At 35.3% G+C, this 19,563-nt stretch carries 17 protein-coding genes and 1 pseudogene; 6 read left to right on the forward strand and 12 right to left on the reverse strand.

Annotated elements, in window-relative coordinates; all coding sequences use genetic code 11:
- Positions 1-338: 338 nt before the first annotated feature.
- The 3 genes from ACIFOT_RS14705 to ACIFOT_RS14715 all read right to left on the reverse strand — a co-directional run bounded on the left by ACIFOT_RS14705 (position 339) and on the right by ACIFOT_RS14715 (position 3,156).
- Positions 339-803 (reverse strand): hypothetical protein, encoded by a 465-nt coding sequence (locus tag ACIFOT_RS14705; protein ID WP_430065736.1) that lies wholly within the window; start codon positions 801-803, stop codon positions 339-341.
- A 469-nt stretch (positions 804-1,272) separates the two neighbouring features.
- A complete protein-coding gene (locus tag ACIFOT_RS14710; RefSeq protein WP_430065738.1) occupies positions 1,273-2,547 on the reverse strand; it encodes an IS110 family transposase in 1,275 nt (424 codons plus the stop codon).
- Between the two features lie 405 nt (positions 2,548-2,952).
- The gene (locus ACIFOT_RS14715; protein ID WP_430065740.1) at positions 2,953-3,156 is read right to left on the reverse strand and encodes a GNAT family N-acetyltransferase; all 204 of its coding nucleotides are present in this window, start codon (positions 3,154-3,156) and stop codon (positions 2,953-2,955) included.
- Positions 3,157-3,224: 68 nt separating this feature from the next.
- On the opposite strand from ACIFOT_RS14715, the gene ACIFOT_RS14720 reads away from it, so the two are divergent.
- On the forward strand, positions 3,225-3,509 hold the full coding sequence (locus tag ACIFOT_RS14720; protein ID WP_430065742.1) for a hypothetical protein: 285 nt from the start codon (positions 3,225-3,227) through the stop codon (positions 3,507-3,509).
- 291 nt (positions 3,510-3,800) lie between these two features.
- Here the strand turns inward: ACIFOT_RS14720 and ACIFOT_RS14725 are convergent.
- From ACIFOT_RS14725 to ACIFOT_RS14745, 5 genes and pseudogenes are all read right to left on the reverse strand, one after another.
- Positions 3,801-4,535: pseudogene (locus ACIFOT_RS14725) on the reverse strand (AraC family transcriptional regulator); the annotation flags it as partial.
- A gap of 164 nt (positions 4,536-4,699) precedes the next feature.
- Positions 4,700-4,897: an aspartyl-phosphate phosphatase Spo0E family protein gene (locus ACIFOT_RS14730; RefSeq protein WP_430065744.1), complete on the reverse strand. Its 198-nt coding sequence runs from the start codon at positions 4,895-4,897 to the stop codon at positions 4,700-4,702.
- 213 nt (positions 4,898-5,110) lie between these two features.
- The gene (locus ACIFOT_RS14735; RefSeq protein WP_430065746.1) at positions 5,111-5,935 is read right to left on the reverse strand and encodes a sugar nucleotide-binding protein; all 825 of its coding nucleotides are present in this window, start codon (positions 5,933-5,935) and stop codon (positions 5,111-5,113) included.
- A gap of 203 nt (positions 5,936-6,138) precedes the next feature.
- Positions 6,139-6,336 (reverse strand): hypothetical protein, encoded by a 198-nt coding sequence (locus ACIFOT_RS14740; RefSeq protein ID WP_430065748.1) that lies wholly within the window; start codon positions 6,334-6,336, stop codon positions 6,139-6,141.
- Positions 6,337-6,515: 179 nt separating this feature from the next.
- A complete protein-coding gene (locus ACIFOT_RS14745; protein ID WP_430065750.1) occupies positions 6,516-7,265 on the reverse strand; it encodes a diguanylate cyclase domain-containing protein in 750 nt (249 codons plus the stop codon).
- Between the two features lie 294 nt (positions 7,266-7,559).
- On the opposite strand from ACIFOT_RS14745, the gene ACIFOT_RS14750 reads away from it, so the two are divergent.
- Entirely contained in the window at positions 7,560-8,060 is a 501-nt protein-coding gene (locus tag ACIFOT_RS14750; RefSeq protein ID WP_430066043.1) for a hypothetical protein, read from the forward strand.
- A gap of 40 nt (positions 8,061-8,100) precedes the next feature.
- Here the strand turns inward: ACIFOT_RS14750 and ACIFOT_RS14755 are convergent, their stop codons facing one another.
- Both ACIFOT_RS14755 and ACIFOT_RS14760 read right to left on the reverse strand, forming a co-directional pair.
- Positions 8,101-8,904, reverse strand: coding sequence for a metallophosphoesterase (locus tag ACIFOT_RS14755; protein ID WP_430065752.1), 804 nt, complete (start codon positions 8,902-8,904; stop codon positions 8,101-8,103).
- Positions 8,905-9,084: 180 nt separating this feature from the next.
- The gene (locus tag ACIFOT_RS14760; RefSeq protein ID WP_430065754.1) at positions 9,085-9,984 is read right to left on the reverse strand and encodes an AraC family transcriptional regulator; all 900 of its coding nucleotides are present in this window, start codon (positions 9,982-9,984) and stop codon (positions 9,085-9,087) included.
- A gap of 119 nt (positions 9,985-10,103) precedes the next feature.
- Between ACIFOT_RS14760 and ACIFOT_RS14765 the strand changes: the two genes are divergently transcribed.
- Positions 10,104-11,048, forward strand: coding sequence for an EamA family transporter (locus tag ACIFOT_RS14765; RefSeq protein ID WP_430065756.1), 945 nt, complete (start codon positions 10,104-10,106; stop codon positions 11,046-11,048).
- A 276-nt stretch (positions 11,049-11,324) separates the two neighbouring features.
- A complete protein-coding gene (locus ACIFOT_RS14770) occupies positions 11,325-13,151 on the forward strand; it encodes an APC family permease (protein ID WP_430065758.1) in 1,827 nt (608 codons plus the stop codon).
- Positions 13,152-13,259: 108 nt separating this feature from the next.
- Here the strand turns inward: ACIFOT_RS14770 and ACIFOT_RS14775 are convergent, their stop codons facing one another.
- Together ACIFOT_RS14775 and ACIFOT_RS14780 are read right to left on the reverse strand one after the other, a co-directional pair.
- Positions 13,260-13,634 (reverse strand): nuclear transport factor 2 family protein, encoded by a 375-nt coding sequence (locus ACIFOT_RS14775; protein WP_430065760.1) that lies wholly within the window; start codon positions 13,632-13,634, stop codon positions 13,260-13,262.
- A 193-nt stretch (positions 13,635-13,827) separates the two neighbouring features.
- A complete protein-coding gene (locus tag ACIFOT_RS14780) occupies positions 13,828-14,013 on the reverse strand; it encodes a Fur-regulated basic protein FbpA (protein WP_430065762.1) in 186 nt (61 codons plus the stop codon).
- 1,029 nt (positions 14,014-15,042) lie between these two features.
- On the opposite strand from ACIFOT_RS14780, the gene katG reads away from it, so the two are divergent.
- Both katG and ACIFOT_RS14790 read left to right on the forward strand, forming a co-directional pair.
- Positions 15,043-17,259: a catalase/peroxidase HPI gene (gene katG / locus ACIFOT_RS14785; protein WP_430065764.1), complete on the forward strand. Its 2,217-nt coding sequence runs from the start codon at positions 15,043-15,045 to the stop codon at positions 17,257-17,259.
- Positions 17,260-17,399: 140 nt separating this feature from the next.
- Complete coding sequence (locus ACIFOT_RS14790) at positions 17,400-18,860, forward strand: IS1182 family transposase (RefSeq protein ID WP_430065766.1); 1,461 nt, start codon at positions 17,400-17,402, stop codon at positions 18,858-18,860.
- The last annotated feature ends 703 nt before the right edge of the window (positions 18,861-19,563 follow it).

A 19,563-nucleotide genomic window follows, 5' to 3' on the forward strand; every position in this document is an offset into this window, starting at 1 on the left:
AGGAATGCTGCCCCGTTAGTTTAAGCACAAAATTTCACAAAACTATATTCAATGTAAATAAATAATTATGTAGAATGAGTGACAAATTACAACAATATCCAAACAAAAAAATACCTTTGATCTATAAAATCAAAGGTCAAAGTTGAACTTAGTGGTCTAGGCTAAGTCCATTTTAGGAGGTCTAAACTCAGAAGAATTTAAACTATTATTATATTAACATATAATGAATATTTATTCAATAATATAAATAATTATACTTTATTCATATTTGGTTGCTTTTCATTTAACTTAATGAAACCCTTTTGAATTCAAGCCCCCGTTTGTTTAACAAGGATAGTTTAATAAATTTGATAATAAATTCCCTGCCATTTTTTATCAGGCATATCATATTCTTCTCGCAAGGATACTTCACGATTTTCCATAAAAGAAATATACCGTTTTAAACTTTTTATAAGTCCACTTAAGTCATTTTTTAGAATTTCATAATAAGTATTGTCCCATAATTCAATGTATTGCTCTTCAATTTCTGCTAAATTGCTTTTTCCCGTCTCACTAAGCAGCACAATATTTTTATCCTGAACAACATCAACAATTTTAATTGAGAGAGTACACCAATATGCCTCCATAGTTGAATCCTCAGCAAGATGAAACGGACTAATCACTAGATCATCAACGCAGTTTAAATTCTCTATTATTTTTAGAAGGATTTTTAAATCTTCAAGGGAAAAGTACAAATCCTCATTTAGGAAATGCCCTCCAGTTAATTTCTGCAACTCCTCAGAGCAAAGTTTACCTAAGTCCAAATTTTCCCCTTCAAATCCTTAGTTTATAAATTTATTTTATCAAATCCTTGTTCAACTCCCTCAGTTTAATACGAATATCTCTCGAATGCTCCCTTATTCGCAGGATTTCATAACCCTTGTAATTGGAGTTACAGTTAAATGAAATGAGTTCAGATCATTTTGGCTTCGTGAAGGCATAGTTAAATAAAGGAGTCAGCTACCGCTTCATATTTTACCATATAATGTACTTCTCCACGCCGCCCCTGGAGGCTTTCCCTCCCATGTCTCAACGGGTCAATTGCCCTCTCATTCCTTCGTCATGCCTATCCAAGGGGTGGAGGCCAGTTATGCTAACCTGATGGGTCACTGTGCCCTTTTGTTGAACAAACCTGGTACTCCGTACATATTTGAAATCCTACGAATAAGACAACACTCAAAATTAAAGTTACTTTTTTTAAATGATAAATTTTATATAAATAATGTTTTATTTCTATGCTGCTAAAGGGATTGATACTTGGACTTTGTTTGGATAGTAAGACTCGTTTCGTCGTGCTATTCCTACAAAAATCCTTGCTAGTTTACCTATCAATTTCATGATTGATTTCATTTTCTTTAACTTCTTTACCTTTACATTATGGGAATGGAGGGCTTTAAACTCAGGGTTATTCATCACAAGGCTCATAGTTGCTAAGTATAGGAATCGTCGCAGTCTGGACCTTCCACGCTTTGAAATGACAATCTGACCTTTCCATTTGCCTGAACTTGCTTCAGCTAAATGTAATCCCGCATGACGTAATAGAGAGTTTCCGTGAGAGAAACCACTTAGATCGCCTGATTCACCTAGTATCCCGGCTAATGAAATTTCACTTATTCCCTTAATCATGAGTAGTTTTTTTGCAAATGGTATTGTGTAGAGAACTTCTTTAACTTGTTGTTCAACTCTTTCGAGTTGTTTTACAGCGAGGTCATATTCCTCTAATAATTGTTCTAAATGGAATTTATAAGCATCAAGAGCTTGTCCGGTTCCAATAGAGGATTTTGCTAGATTGATTAGTAATTGAGCCTTTTTGGGTCCTGGTTGTCGTTTCATTAAAGACTTCCACCCCCTCATGACATCTAGGGTTTCTAGTGATGATATTTCATCCGGTGTAGGAAATAAACGAAGAGTTGCGATGGCCCCTTTGCACGAAACATCTTTAAACACTTGTCTGAGTTCTGGAAAAACCACATCCACCCATCGATTTACTTGATTAATTGACATCACGAGACGTTTAACAATTACATCACGGTTAGAAATTAGAACTCTAAGTTTCTCAAATGATTCTGATGTTGGACGAACAAAGGAATAATATCCGTTTTTCACCATATCCGCTATAACGAGGGCATCTTTTTTATCACTCTTCGATTGAGTATTGTCACGATTCTCTTTATTCCTTTTAACCAAGTGGGGATTCACTGTAACTACCTCAATGTTTTGTTTATCCAGCCATTTGGATAGGTTAATCAAGTAATGTCCTGTCGGTTCCATCCCCACAATTGTTGAATCTAAGTTTTTTAGTTTTTGTAAGTTTTGAATCCACTTTAATAGTTTTACGAACCCCTCTTCATTATTTTCAAATGTAAGAGGATCTCCAACTACAATTCCACGGAAGTTAACAGCTCGAGCAACGTGTAATTGTTGGGCAATATCCACACCTACAATTAGATGTGTATAGGAAATTCTTTCAATTAGTTGATTTTGTTTGTCTTGCATTTTAAAATTCATAGTAGGGCTTCCTCCTTAAGACTCTGAGTTAGATTGGACTCTATACTCGTATCTAACTGAGGGGCTCTATTTTTTTCAAACCTGATATTTAATGATCTACAGGAATGCTATCCTGCCCCGTTAGCGGAACAAGAAAAGCGATTGCTCTTATTGAACAATCGCTACCCATTAGTTTAATAAAAACCACAATTTTATCATTGTCTAAGATTATTCAGTACATTAATAATGTCATATAATTTCTTTTCAATTCCTTGGATATATGAAACTTCCTTCGAGGAATTCCAAGCAATAATAGATAAACTAACTGCTATTATAACAAAACTTGCAACCTTTTGTTGTTTAGTAAAAGAAGGCTTTATTATTGGTCAAAATGAATTAGTTAGATAGAGGTAAAATATGGGGGTATCATATATGAAAAAAGAACAACTTGAATGATCGCTCATTTTTTGGATCAACAGTTGCATTTATTATATCTAACACCATCTGAACAAAACCAAATAAAATTACTTCTTTTATTGTTTCGAACATAAGTCCCTTACCCCAGTAATCTTTGCACAAATCCAATCCGACTTCAGCAATAAAATCTTCTTTTTTTCTTAAATTGTTCACTCCATCAATGTGCTCACTATTATTTTTCTATAATAAGGACATAATGTATGTAAAAAGGTGTGTTCCAAATGGATTTCCCCACGATACATACTAATTTTTGGGATGCTGTAATAGCAGTCCCATTAATAATGATTTTTACTGAAATACTAAAAGTGATTCTGAAGGTTCCAAAAAAGTTTGTACCAACTATTGCGCTTATTTTAGGATTAAGTATTTCAATTTTTATAAGTCATAGACATCATCTAGTAGCAGGTATTTTTATGGGGTGGTTCTATGGATATGCTGCTATAGGTTCTTACGCGTCATTAAAAACAGCTTTATTATCATTTAGGAGCGGAAAAAAAGATAAATAATTTTCTAATTGGCACCCTTTTTCAACAACTCGATATTACTAAGCCCCCCAATAGGATAGGCTTTTTTCCAATTGGCATAGCACCTAAATCACTTACAAATTGTTTTTGAACCAAATCCAACGTTAGGACCGCCCGATTACAGAATAAGAGTTTTGTTTTTTACACTGAATTGGTGAACAGTTCAATAAATTTATTTAAAAGTAGCTTCTATTCTGTTCTCATTCTTGTTCCTACTTCCACCCTAAATACACTATAATCTAAATGAAAAACCAGTCGGGGCAGACTGGTTTTTCATCTAGTTTTATTAATAAGCTCTATATATTGTGAATCTCCGTATCCTATTGTTGGGAAAAGATCAAATAACCTATTAATTAATTCTGATGTTGGCAAATCTTTATTTTTGGAAATATACTTTACAACTGCATTATTTTCTTTCAGCATATCTAAATATATATCTATCGCCTGATACATTACTGGAAGTAGTTCATTTGATGGTTTTCTATGGTTTACCAATACTTCTTTGTATTCAGAATTATAGTTACCTAATTTAAGTTCAGTTTGACTTACTTTAAATTCATCCTCTCTGAAGCTATTTAAGAACACTTTGCCATCATACCCGGACTGTTCAAGATAGGAAAGTATTGTAAGTAGGTTCATTTGACAAAACATGTCTTCTCCAAACCATAAAACGATACATTTATACTCTTTATTAAAAAGATTGTCTAATGGATCAATAACCTTTTTGATATAATTTTCTACTGACTCATGATGTCCCGATGCTCGTGTTTTTATAAATTCTTTATCAAAAACTTGTTTAGTAGTTACATTTACACACATCGCTTCATTAAATGGAACGTAATCAGAATCTCCCATTAGTTTTTTATCTTTAAACTCTTCATACATAGCCTGACCATTCAATATGTTTAGTACGTATTTGTCAAACAACTCACTCTTTTCATTTTGTAACTTTTCAACCTCAATTTTTCTATAAATATTCATTCTACACCATTCCTCGTCCTTATTTATAAATTATTATACTGCTCCAATTCATCTAATGAATAAATATTAAACATCACTCTTCAATTAACCTCCCGTTATTGAATCAAAAAGAAAAAGAGCTGCTGCCGCAGCTCAATCTTCAACTCAATTACTTGAAAGTCAAAGGAACCCCTGACTAATATTTAAAATTGTCATGAAGCATTAATAAGGGAATTTATGTCTTTTTGTGATAAATACTTCATATGTTGATTTATTAATATATCAAGATCCTGGCTACATTTTATTGTCTCTTCACTTTTTAAACCAGTATATTTTGCTGATTCAATCATTTTTCTCTTCATTCTATCTATACAATTTAAAAGTAAAAAATCAAGTTCATCTACATTCATGCTACTACAAGTCTCCTACACAATATTTGAATAAAACGGACAAAATTAATTATAAAGTAAAAATATTCAAATAAATAGTATTTATGGAAGAATTCAAAAAAAAATGTAGTAAGTTTCACCAGAAATGTTCCCTTTAATCCACAAATAAATAAATCTTGTTTTCAAAATGGCAGCTGGATCTTCAATCCTTGTAACAATTAGATTAATATCTTACTACCCATTTCCCAGCAGGTAAGAAATAATATCTTGATTCGTACATTGAAAAGAGGTTGGGATATCATTACGATTTGAAATTAAGCTAAAATAACGGGTATCGACTGTATCCTGATATAAGCTGTATCGTAATATGTTTTTATTATTTGTGAGTTTACAAATAATCTGTTCAAAAAATTCCCCATGAGTTATCAAATCTGTTGATCCTAAGTGAAAAATCCCATTTAAATTTTTTTCAATAATAAATCGTAGTTGTTTGGCTAACAAAACATCCAAAAGATTGTTACAAACCAGATTGCTATACACATCTATCTCTTTTTCATTTTTAAGGCTTTCTTTAATTAAGTTCCATCTTGATGAATCCTTACCCCATATCGCTGGAATTCGGATGATTTTCACTCGCTCATCCAAAGTTTTTTTTAGTATATTTTCACATTTAATTTTGAAGTTCCCATAATCTGATTCAGCAATCGGTATATCTATTTCTGTATGGGATCTTGAGAAGTCACCATCAAATACATTTGTAGTAGAAAGGTAATAAACACGGGTACTTGTATTTTGCAAATCCTGAGCCAATTCCCTATGAAACTCAAGTTGCCGATCAAACTCTCCTCTAAGGCAAGAAATCACTATGTCAGGTTTAATAGAATATGTAATATTTTTTAGTTTATCGAGCTGCTGAACTTCTAATTGGAACTGCTTATCATTAGGAAGACTTGTTAACTTTGAAGAATATGTTCCAAACAGGTCAAAATCATTTTTCAATTCATCAATTAAAGCACTTCCTACTAGCCCGCTTGCACCAAGAATAAGTATCTTTTGCATCCTAATTCTCCCTTCGACAAACTTTTTAATCGGCTTCGGCTTCGGCATCTTTAACTCTGGCACCCGTTACATTAAGATGAATTTTAATGATATTCAGATGTATTATTCCACAATGGTTGGCTAATCTCCTTCTTATGTTAACCTGCATCCGTAAAGTCGAATAAGAAAAGGCTGCCATAATTTTCCTTCGTATTTAGTGCCACTCATTCGATATAGAAGATTTCCTTTATGAAAATAAAATTCTTAAGAAGTTCACTTTCGTTGATCGATATACTATTTGCTAAATCTTTCGTTCTCATTACAAACTCTTTTACCCCAATAAATTCTGATTCAATAATCAGGTAAAATTGTGTTCCTTTTTTATATCCATTGAATTTTCTATTAAGTGTATAAACCTTCATTGATAACCTCGAATAATAAATAATTTGATTTTTGTTTGTGTTATTTTTATAAATGGAATTATACCATTAATAATAGCTGTGGAATTATAAACCTTTCTTCAAAGAATGGAAAAAACCGCCCGAAGGCGGTAGTGAATAGCTGACATTACGTTAGTTTCAAGAGGAAATGGTTTCCCTACTCATTCCCACTCAAACATTTCATAAGTGTTTTTTCCTTGCACTTTAGCTTTATACATGGCTTTATCTGCATTTCTAATTAAAGTTATCGCATCTGTTCCATGTTCCGGGAAAAAAGCCAAACCAATACTTGTTGTAGTGTAAATCTGAATATTATTAATGTTAGCAGGTTTGTTAACCTCTTCAATGATTCTGTTAACAATCTTTATAGCTGAAGGTTTATCAATTTTTGGTAAAAAAACCAGGAATTCATCTCCCGCAAAGCGTGAAACTGTATCCTCTTTACGTAAGCAATTTAATAGTCTTTTCCCCATTTCCATTAATAAAAGATCACCAATCTCATGCCCATAATTGTCATTTACATGTTTAAATCCATCAAAATCAAGAAAAATAACTACGCCAGTTTGTCTATCCCCTTTTAGATCAATCAATGAATCTCTTAATATTTCTTCAAAATATCTCCGATTTGACAATCCAGTCAATGGGTCAAAATAAGATAAAGCTTTATACTTTTCTTCTGCTCTCTCTAATCTGATTCTTTGTTTCATAACAATAAAGAGAAATGGCATAAAAAGAATTGTAGTAATAATGGTGCCGATGAGCGCTTCCATTCCACCCATGGGTATTTTCCATAACCAATGAATAACTAGATATAATATGTTATATTCTGCAATCTTTATTAACAATAAGCCAATCAAGATAAAAATTATTTTATATGACCATTTTATATATTTATTTCTTCCTGTTTCCAAATAAGACATCCCCAATTTTATAATCCTTATAACAGATTACTAAATCTCACTTACTACTTCAATTATAGTTTACTGGTAATAGCTCACATATTGGCTCTCTTAAGTGAGAAAAAAAACCGCCTCTCTTATAGCTTCTGATTTAAAACTATCAACAGAACATTATCTTATCTTTTATGGGCATACACACAGTCAACTAGGTATTTACCTACATATGTTACACAAAGTATGTTCATGTGCTTTGGAGGGGGACATTTGGAACATTCAAATTTATGAATAAGCATAGGAGGTTTAATGATGACAAAATTTTATTCTTTTCATGGGACCGTCACCATGATTACTGATCTTTTGGGGCATAATGGTGAAGGAGATGGCTGCAATAAATTAATATCTGTCACAAACGGAATGGGAGCAATAGTAAATTTCGTGGTGTCACCAAGCACTTACTTTGTAGACCATGTAATGGTGAAAGCAGGAGATCGTGTGACTGGCTATTATGACGGAAATGCACCTGTTCCTCTTATTTACCCTCCACAGTATCAAGCACTTGTCATGGTAAAAGATAGTCCATATCAGAATGTAAAAGTAGATTATTTTAATAGTCAGTTGGAGAGTAGTGATGGGCGATTACGATTAAATAATTCTCCATACACTCAAATGGTTTTAACAAATGGGCAATCCTTTACAAGTAACCCTGCGAACCGAGATCTTATTGTTATCTATGGACCATCCACAAAAAGTATCCCCGCACAAACCACACCATATAGAATTATAGTTTTGTGTTTGAGGTTATTATAGAAAATTCTGTATGGGATCATAATTTGTATAAAAGAACCTTTCAAATTGTAATGACTTTGATGCACGAGAATATTTCCTCCTCCACAGATTTGAAGGCCCATTCATGTGGATAGTAGCCTAATGGGTTGCATATCATTTCAATTCCTTTATATTTATCATGGTATATGGTATGAATATGACCAAAAATATATTTTTCAACTCCATATTTCATGGCCAATTCACCCAAGCGTGAACTGCCCATCATTGCATTGAAAAAGTCCCAACTAGAATCGTTTTTAGATAATATAAACTGTGAGCAGGGAACGAAATGTGTTACCATAATGATATTTCTTCCGCGATATTCGCTTAACCAGTTCTCTATTCTTGTAATATAACGTTCAGTCACTTCATAATCATTCCCAGTCCAATGAGCATTTGTTTTATCAGGCCACGTAAAGTCATTAAAAGTACCAGTTTGGTATTGTTCTTTGGTATATCCTTCTATTCCAAAGGTGTAATCATACCAGCCTACATCGCCAATAATAACCCATTTTTCATCTAATTCGACTGGACCATTTCCAAGGTTTCCTTGAAACTCAAGTAGTCTTTGGTAAGCTAATTCAGAATCTTTATGATAGATATCGTGGTTTCCATGCACAAATAATATCCTTGTTTGTGGATATTCACTTTGTAGTTGATTTAATAGGGCAAGGCTTTTTTCAGGGCCAGCAGTCATATCGCCGCTAATGATAAACACTTCCGGTGAATGGACTGCGATCCATTTTTTTAACGTTGCCATTATATCAGACTTTGTATTTTTACGATTTAAACCTTCATGAATATCTGACAAAACCGCAATTCTCATTCAATCCCTCCTGCTCAAATCTTTATGAATTTTCCTGTACTGAACGCCAAAATACCACTCAATGTAAATAACAAAAAAAGTAAATATTACTAAAGAAGTTATAGAAAAAGAACTGTATTTATTCATTTCCCTCCCAAAACTCATGACACCAAATTTTTTACCACTAATGTTACCTTTGCACTACTTCACAAGTGAACTGGAATTTTTATGTTTTTTGTATGCCAATGGTGTCATGTTCATCGACTTTCTGAATTTATCAATGAAATAGCTTGTGCTGTTAAATCCTACTTGATAAGCAACATCAGTGACATTGGACTCTGGTTGTTGCAATAAAATTAAACTTTTTTGAATTCGAAAATCGGTTACGTAATTCAGAGGTGTCGTCTTTAAAATTCGTTTGAAGTATCGACAGCACTCGGAACGGCTTAATTGACCAGCTCGTGCAATATCGTCTAAAAGAATTTTCTCAGCGTAATTCAGGTGTATCCAATTTAACATCTGTTTCATTCGTTGACTCTTTATCAATTCCGTCTGTTCAGACTCTAATTCAATACCATTAATTATCAGGTTCTTCCAAATTAATGTTAAATGTAGGCTGATGTCGATTTCATAGTACGGGGGAATTTGTTTTATCAACTGATTGATTTTCAAAATAGAATCCAAAATATTATTCGCCCAAAGCTCCTTTGGAACCAAGAGTAAATAAGGTATATTAGTCGCCTGGATATAAGGGTTTACATAGGTTGTAAAAAGGTCTTGTGATAAAACGAAATTTGGAAAAACATTTAAACAAATATAGACACAGCCCGAATCATTCTTATCTTTTGCCATGTGCAGGCAGCCGCTATTAATAAAAAGACCTTCTCCTTCTCGAACTGTAATATTTTCTTCATTTATTTGAAAAATGGTTTCTCCTTTTACAACTAGAACAAACTGAAATTCATCATGCCAATGAAGCGGTATATATCCATTTACATTTCGGTTAATCGTTGTTTCATAACAGGCAATCGGCAGCACAACTGTACGATGTTCAGTTAATTCTTTTAAACTTTGGTCAACCATAAAATCTTTAATTTGCATTTTACCGCCTCAATATACTTATATTTTTTCATTCGATTTGAGTATTATTTCAGAGGTTTTCCACTTATTATTTAAAATATTATAACACTATTTTTATATTTAAAGGTGGAGAATCAATAATGAATAGACGTAAGGGAATATTTCTTGTCATAACGGGAGCAGTATTTTGGGGGATTGGTGGTACAGTTGCAAAAAAGCTTTTTCAACAGTATCAAGTCGATGTAGATTGGCTGGTGACGATCCGATTGCTTCTAGCTGGTTTTTTACTCTTAACCGTTCAATTTTTCGGAAAAGACCGTTCTCAAGTTTTTGCTGTTTGGAAAACTCGAAGAATCGCTATTCAATTGATTATCTTCGGTGTACTGGGTATGCTTGCGGTTCAATACACATATATGGCTTCCATTAAACATGGGAATGCTGCAGTTGCAACGCTATTACAGTATTTAGCACCTGTTATGATTATCGTATACTTAATTTTCCGCAAACAAACTGTTCTTACACGACGAGATTTATTAACTGTTTCGCTGGCTCTAGTTGGTTGTTATTTCTTATTAACAAACGGCTCAATCTCTCAATTATCTGTACCCACCCTTGCCATCGTTTGGGGTGTTTTATCTGGAATAGCTTTAGCATTTTATACTCTATATGCCGTTCCATTACTAAAGGAATACGATTCACTTGTCATTGTCGGATGGGCTATGATTATCGGTGGTTTTGCCTTAAGTTTTATCCACCCGCCATGGCAAATGGACTTTACAGTCTTAACACTACAAGCATATTTATATTTAGGCTTCGTAATCATATTTGGTACTATGATTGCATTTTGGTTTTATATAGAAAGTTTACAAAGTTTGCAACCTAAAGAATCAAGTCTTCTAGGTAGCATAGAGCCTCTAGCTGCCGTTTTAACTACGGTTTTTTGGTTAAAAGAACCCTTTGGTTTTTTCCAATGGGTTGGTACAGCTTGTATTATTGGCATGATATTTTTGTTGGCTTTGACTAAAAAGTCTTCTTCAAGTACTAACCAACCTTCTAAAAATGAAAAGCCCCTCAGAGTTGATTAGAGGGGCTTTATTCAACTCCCAAGTTGGCCACCAAAGCGATTTTTAGGTTAATGCCTCAAGTATTTTTCATTGAATCCTCCTTTCTAGGTTATATTGGTAAATACATTACATATGTTAGGAAGAGCTTTATTTGCTCTTTGTTGTAATTTAAGGAACAGTAAGGAAAATCTTAGTGTTCCTTTTTGCGTTTGCGTATGATGATTTATAAAAGATTTTAGCGGGTAATATAATCCTATGGTTACAAGCAGTTCAATTGCTAGCTTACGGAGGTACTTTATGCGTTATTCAATGTTTAAACGAGCCTTAATTGGGAGACCGCTGAAAACAAGTGAATTAGGCGAACAACGATTAGGTAAATTAAAAGCACTTGCCATTCTGTCATCCGATGCCCTTTCTTCTGTAGCATACGGTCCTGAACAAATTATCATTGTCTTATCTACTTTAGGTCTTATTGCTCTCTGGTATTCAATTCCGATTGGTGTAGGTGTCCTCATCCTGTTAGCTGCACTAATTTTGTCCTATCGACAAATTATCTACGCTTATCCTCATGGCGGGGGTGCCTATGTTGTCTCGAAAAGTAACTTGGGGAAAAATGCGGGATTAGTAGCAGGCGGTTCGTTATTAGTCGATTATATCTTAACAGTGGCCGTTAGTGTTTCAGCTGGAACCGATGCGATTACATCGGCATTTCCACTATTACATCCCTATAATGTACCTATCGCTTCCGTCTTAGTTATTTTGATCACGATTTTGAATCTCAGAGGTATTACGGAATCAGCTTCTGTCCTCGCCTATCCCGTCTATATATTTGTCTTTGCGTTAGTCCTTCTGATTGTAGTGGGATTGTGGCAAATTGTTAGTGGACAGATTCCTTCCCATCTGCATACCCCAATTGGGACAGCTGTTCCTGGTATAAGTCTATTTTTACTACTGCGTGCCTTTTCATCAGGCTGCTCGGCACTTACAGGAGTCGAAGCTGTTTCAAATGCTGTACCGAATTTCAAGGAACCTGAAGCTAAAAATGCAGTCCATACTCTAATGATGATGGGCATCATTCTAGCGGTTCTTTTCACGGGAACGATGTTTTTAGCCTATTGGCTTGGGATTTCTCCTAAAGCAGAGGAAACCGTTGTTTCCCAAATGGCATCTGAGGTTTTTGGGAGAAACTTCCTTTATTATTTTATCCAGGGTACTACGGCTCTTATTCTGGTACTAGCGGCGAACACAGGATTCTCTGCTTTCCCTCTGTTAGCGGTTAACTTCGCCACTGACAAGTATATACCGAGAATGTTCCTAAATCGAGGGGATCGACTTGGCTATTCAAATGGAATCCTTACTCTTAGTGTGGCATCCATTATATTGATTGTCATCTTTAAAGGAGAAACAGAACAACTTATTCCCCTTTACGCGGTAGGTGTATTCATCCCTTTCACGTTGTCGCAAACAGGTATGATTGTGAAATGGATACGAGAGAAACCTTCTGGTTGGCTATTGAAAATGACCATTAATCTAATTGGCGCACTGATTACTTTAACGGTTGTGATCATTTTCTTTATCACCAAATTTTCTCAAGTCTGGTATGTACTTATCTTCTTACCGATTATAGTGTTTGTGTGCCATCGGATTAAAAGGCATTATGATGCAGTTGGTGAACAACTTAGGATTTCAGCAGGTGATGAGGCCCTTCCGTTAGAGGGCAACATTGTTATTGTCCCGGTTGCTGGGGTTACGAAGGTTGTAGAAAACTCGTTAAACTATGCGAAGCTAATTGGTGACTCCGTTATTGCCGTTTATGTAGCTTTTGACCGTGAAAGTGAAAAACAAATGGAGGATAAATGGAAGGAATGGCAGCCAGATATTCGTCTTGTGACTTTGTATACATCCTACAGAAGTTTATTACGTCCGATTGCACGCTTTATCGAAATAGTTGAGGAAAAGGCGAATGAACAAAAGTACACACTTACCGTATTGATTCCTCAATTTATTACAAAGAAAAGATGGCACGATATCTTGCATAACCAATCAAGCTTATTATTACGACTCTACCTTATTTATCAAAAAAATGTGATTGTTTCAACCGTACCATTTCGATTCAAAAAATAAACTGCATTTTTTTAAATTGTTAAACAAAATACAAGGGATTCCAAAAGTTATTTTTGGAATCCCTTTTTCAGGTTGATTAAAAATACAGTGTCAACAATATCTCATGTATCAAAACACGCCATTCTCATTGGGAGAGTTCTCCGGTATGGGCTGACCTACATCCCATAACTCGACGATAAGGTCGTTATGGAAGCGAAAGATATGAACCACAGCTGTCCCAAGGTCCTCTTGCGTTTGCTTAACATGGGAGTGAACCGCAACGGTATCACCCTCTTCGATAACACGTTTTACCTCAAGGGTTTTGTGAGGATTCTTGGCGGCGTTTTCTTCCATTGCGAGCATAAGAGAATCAGCATCTCCGCGGAAAAAGGCATTATGATGGCGGAAATCCGGACCAATATACTTACTGTATGCTTCACGCACATCCCCCGATGCAACCAGTTGTAAAAACGACACAGCCTTCTCTCTTAAAGAATTCTTCATTGCTATTCATCCTTTCGTAATAATAGTTTTAATAGTTATGTAATTAATCTAACGAGCATTTTAAGTTTCAAACTCTCTTTTTTAAGTAAACCTAATTGTTAGTTACATTATATATCCAATATGTTGAAATTACACCCACTTGTTAAGTACATAAATGACAAAAGAAAAAAGGGCCAAAGCCCCAAACCCTTATTTATACCCATTGAATAGAGCCAAACTCACCATGCGGATGGTTTTGTAATTTAAATCTCCTATACTCATATTCTAATTTTGATAGTGGCAGCGTATAAAGCTTTTGATCTTCTTTGTTATATACGTTTAGAAATATTAGTTTATTGATAATTTTTTGCCGCTTTTTTTCATCGTTATTTCTCATCATAAACACTCCTTCAGTTTTCACTAAAACCTTCCCTTGAATATAACAACTTTAAATTCGGTCTGAATAATTTTTTAATTAGATTAATTGTATTATAAACCTATAATTCCTATCTGTAAAGTATGAATTAAAAAAATAACTTTTTGTAATGTTCCAATACTTCTGTACTTTATGTCATTTTAACTCCCTCAATCCCCATTTTCTGCAAAGATATGGGGCTTTTCTTCCGATTGTCCGCATAGAATGTGGACAAGAGTAAGTGATACTATGCCGTTAAAAATGGAGAGCTATTGTCACGTAGTGAATTGCGGATAAGCAAATATAAATGATACATAGTAGGCGGAGAGAAGCAGGAAAAACGGACATACCTGTTTAGACTCTGCAAACAAGAAAATATTAAGGTGAGTCATATGTAACTCTTAAGGGGAAATCCTTATGACTTGCCTAATATCACTCCTTTTCATTATAATGGTAATAAAAGATAATGTTGCAATTTTCTTAAAAACCTGTTATCTAAAACAATTATCACAGCAATAATTCTTCTAAAAGTTCCATTACATTCTCATAATTTCAATAATTATTTTTCCTCTCCATTACGTTTATACTTCTTTTGTTTTAATAAAAGTGTAAATCATAATCAGCTAATCATCCAGGTGCCCTGGTTAATGATTTTAGAATTTCTCAAAAGATGTTTCTTTAATTTTTCCTCTTAGTCATGAATTCCAAAAGAAGCAAAATGTATTACATGTCACATAATCTTTCGTTTTGCGATGAGTAGCAGAATATCGCAAAATAAAAGATTTTAATTACTTTCCCTATGAAACTTCACAATTTAGTACTCCTTTTCAAGGTCATGATTGTCTTCTTGTTGCTTTAATTTATTTATTCTCTTTCTCTTGTCTATATTTCTTTCAATTTAATTCATAATTTATAATAGCAATTTCATAATAATAATTATTATAATTCTAGTTTATAAGATTCTTAAAACTAGATGCATAATTATATATTTACACAGAAGGAGAGATAAAGAATATGGATATTAAAGACAATGGTAACATTGGTGGATGCCCGTTTCACGGCGGTGCTACCAGTAACAAATCAAGTGGTACATCAAATCGGGACTGGTGGCCAAACGCGTTAAACTTGAATATTCTCCATCAGCATGACAGAAAATCTACCCCTATGGGAGAAGACTTTGATTATGCAGAAGAATTTAAAAAGTTAGACTACGGTGCTCTTAAGCAAGATCTTCAAGAATTAATGACAGTCAGTCAAGATTGGTGGCCTGCTGACTATGGACATTATGGTCCATTCTTTATCCGAATGTCTTGGCACGCAGCAGGTACATACCGTACAGGTGATGGCCGAGGTGGTGGTGGAACTGGTAACCAACGTTTTGCCCCACTTAACAGCTGGCCTGACAACACTAGCCTTGATAAAGCCAGAAGACTCCTATGGCCGATTAAGCAAAAGTATGGTAACAAGATCTCTTGGGCCGACTTGCTAGTTTTTGCAGGTAATGTTGCGATTGAATCCATGGGCGGTAAGACAATAGGTTTTGGAGCAGGACGCCCAGACATTTGGCATCCAGAAGAAGACATCTATTGGGGTACTGAAACAGAATGGCTGGGTGACAATCGTTACACAGGCGATCGTGAGCTTGAAAATCCACTTGCTGCTGTTCAGATGGGACTTATCTATGTTAACCCAGAGGGTCCAAACGGTAAACCTGATCCCCTTGCAAGTGCAAAGGACATTCGTGAAACCTTTGCACGTATGGGAATGAACGATGAAGAAACAGTTGCACTAATAGCCGGCGGCCATACTTTCGGTAAGGCACATGGTGCAGGAGATGCTTCACTTGTTGGTCCAGAGCCAGAGGCCGCTCCTATCGAAGCGCAAGGCTTAGGCTGGCATAGCACATTCGGCTCCGGTAAAGGTCGTGACACCATCACCAGTGGTATTGAAGGTGCTTGGACTGCTAATCCGACACAGTGGGATAATGGTTATTTTGATCTATTGTTTGGATATGAATGGTGGCTTACAAAGAGTCCTGCAGGTGCCTATCAGTGGCTTGCTGTAGATCCTGATGAGAAGGATCTTGCACCTGATGCAGAAGATCCAACCATTAAAGTTCCAACGATGATGACCACCGCTGATATGGCACTTCGTCATGACCCAGTATACGGGAAGATTTCTCGTCGTTTCTATGAAAATCCAGAAGAGTTTGCAGATGTCTTTGCTCGAGCATGGTTCAAACTATTACACCGAGACATGGGGCCTAAAACAAGATATCTAGGTCCAGAAGTTCCAGAAGAAGATTTCATCTGGCAAGATCCTGTACCAGCTGGTATTTATGAATTAACCGATGCTGAAGTTACTGAGCTTAAAGCAAAAATCCTAGATTCAGGACTAACAGTAAACAAGCTAGTAACAACAGCTTGGGCTTCTGCTGGTACCTACCGTGGCTCAGATCATCGTGGCGGTGCTAATGGTGCCAGAATCCGTCTTGCTCCACAGAAGGATTGGGAAGTGAATCAGCCGGAACAACTCGCACAAGTGCTTCAAGTACTTGAAGGCATTCAAAAAGAACTAGATAAGAAAGTCAGCATGGCCGATTTGATTGTACTTGGTGGTTGTGCCGCAATAGAAAAAGCTGCACGAGATGCAGGCTTTGATGTAACGGTTCCTTTTGCTCCTGGACGTGGCGATGCAACACAAGAGCAAACGGATATAGAAAACTTTGAAGTGCTAGAGCCTATCGCTGATGGTTTCCGGAACTATCAAAAGAAGCAGTATAGTGTAAGTCCAGAAGAGCTCCTAGTAGATAAGGCCCAGCTCTTAAACCTTACTGCACCAGAAATGACTGTTCTTATTGGCGGTATGCGTGTTTTAGGTACAAACTATGGTGGCACTGGGCACGGCGTATTCACTGATCATGTAGGCAAACTCACTAATGACTTCTTTGTAAACTTGCTTGACATGGGAGTGGAGTGGAAACCTCTAGATGGAAACGTCTATGTAGGACGTGATCGCAAAACAGGTGAAGTAGTACGTACAGCAACTAGAGTGGATCTTGTGTTTGGTTCAAACTCCGTTCTCCGTTCCCTTGCAGAAGTTTATGCTCAAGATGATAATAAAGAGAAGTTTGTGAATGACTTTATCGCTGCCTGGGTCAAGGTAATGAATGCAGATCGCTTCGATCTTAAGTCGGTTGATTTTAAGAAAGCTCAACTAACAGGTAAGTAAATATAAGAAAAAACCGCCGTCAAACCCGGAGGGCACTGAAAAAGTCCAATATTTAAAAAAGGCAGTTGAAAGTTCAATGAACTTTCAACTGCCTTTTTACTTTATAATATTGTTATCAATTGTATGTAGGTGGTATCCAAGTGATTTCAAATCAAGAATCTCTTAACTTTAGCCCATTCATGGCTTTATACGATATTGTTGTACCAAAAGATAATATGCTTCGTAAAATTAATGAGCTTGTAGATTTTTCATTCATACTGGAAGAATTAAAAACAAAATATTGTCTTGATAATGGACGTAATGCCGTTTCGCCAATTCGTATGTTCAGATATTTACTTCTTAAATCAATCTATGATTTGTCAGATGTAGATGTTGTAGAACGTTCCAAATACGATATGTCATTTAAATATTTTCTCGACATGGCTCCAGAGGATTCAGTTATTGACCCAAGCTCTTTAACGAAATTCCGAAAACTCCGTCTAAAAGATGTGGGATTATTAGATATGCTTATTGGAAAAACCGTTGAGATTGCTCTAGAAAAAGAGATCATTAAAAGTAAAACCGTTATTGTGGATGCAACACATACAAAAGCACGTTATAACCAAAAATCACCGAAAGAGTTTTTACAAGAGAAATCAAAAAATGTCCGAAAAGCAGTATATCAAATAGATGAATCATTGAAAGAAAAATTTCCACCAAAAACAACTTCTAACGAAGTTAATGATGAATTGGATTATTGTCGTCAAGTCATTACAGTTATTGAAACTGAGCCACAAATCGCCGAGATTCCTGCTGTCAAAGAAAAATTAAACGTACTAAAAGAAGTTGTAGAAGATTATGCAGAACAACTATGTTTTTCAAATGATCCAGATGCACGTGTCGGACATAAAACAGCTGATTCTTCTTTCTTTGGATTTAAAACACATATTGCTATGAGTGATGAACGGATTATTACAGCTGCGATTGTTACTACTGGTGAAAAAAGTGATGGGAAATACCTAAAAGATTTAGTTGAGAAAAGTAAGGAAGCAGGCATGACAATTGATAGAATTATTGGTGATACAGCTTATTCGGAAAAAGATAATATCCAATATGCAAAAATAGAAGAATTTCAACTAGTATCCAAACTGAATCCTCAGATCACACAAGGTGGACGTGCGAAAGAAGATGAATTTGAATTTAATAAAGATGCGGGTATGTATGTTTGTAAAGCAGGTCACATGGCAATACGTAAAGCAAGAACAGGGAAGAAGGGACAAAGTAAAAATCAAAAGGATACATTTTACTTTGATATTGAAAAATGTAACAAATGTCCTTTCCGTGAGGGCTGTTATAAAGAAGGGGCAAAAAGTAAAACATATTCTGTTTCAATAAAATCCACTGAACATAAGGAACAGGAAGCATTTCAAAACAGTGAAGAATTTAAAGAATTTGCACGCTCTCGTTATAAAATTGAAGCAAAGAATAGTGAAATAAAACATAGACACGGGTATGAAACAGCATCATCTGCGGGTCTATTTGGTATGGAAATTCAAGGAGCCACAGCGATATTTGCAGTAAATCTCAAGCGAATCCTAAAACTCCTAAGTGAAAAAGAATAAAAAATAAAAGGAAAAAGGCAATTTACCGTCTAAAACCAGAGTAAATTGCCTTTTTTTGTATTGAATTGAGACTTAAAAATAAAAAACGTAAGTTTTTCAGTGCCCTCCAAACCCGACGGTGGTTTTTTTCTTGTGGAAGAGACATTGAAACCCCCTCCTACAAAGCGATATAGACCTTTAAGTTTAAAATAAAGGAAAGGAAGGTGCTACCTAATCGGCAGCACCCTCATTTTTGTTGTTTGTTAAAGAACGTTTCAAAGTCGAAAAGATTATTCCGCTTCTGAATGAGCTGCAGTTGAAGAGTCTCTGCACTCCCAGCATTCCACTCGATTCCTCTCCATAATAGCTAATTCCTCTCCGCATGAAATGCAAATTTCCATTAGCGCTCCTCCCTTTTCACGTTTTTTATTAATTAACATTAACCTTATCCATTTAAATATAACACGAAATATTCTGAAAAAAAGAACAAACACATGTTATTTAAATTACATTAATTGCACCCATATAACAATGCCATCCTATGGTGATGATGCTTTGTAAATAATGACTGTGTTTCTTAGCGACAAACGAAGCGCGGAAAATCCTCAAATTACAAACTTCCTCCCTCAAACCCCAATTTCTGCAAAGATATGGGGCTTTTCTTCCGATTGTCCGCATAGAATGTGGACAAGGGTATGTGGTCTCTCATTGAAAAAAATTATCC

The organism is Neobacillus sp. NRS-1170 (assembly GCF_050468025.1).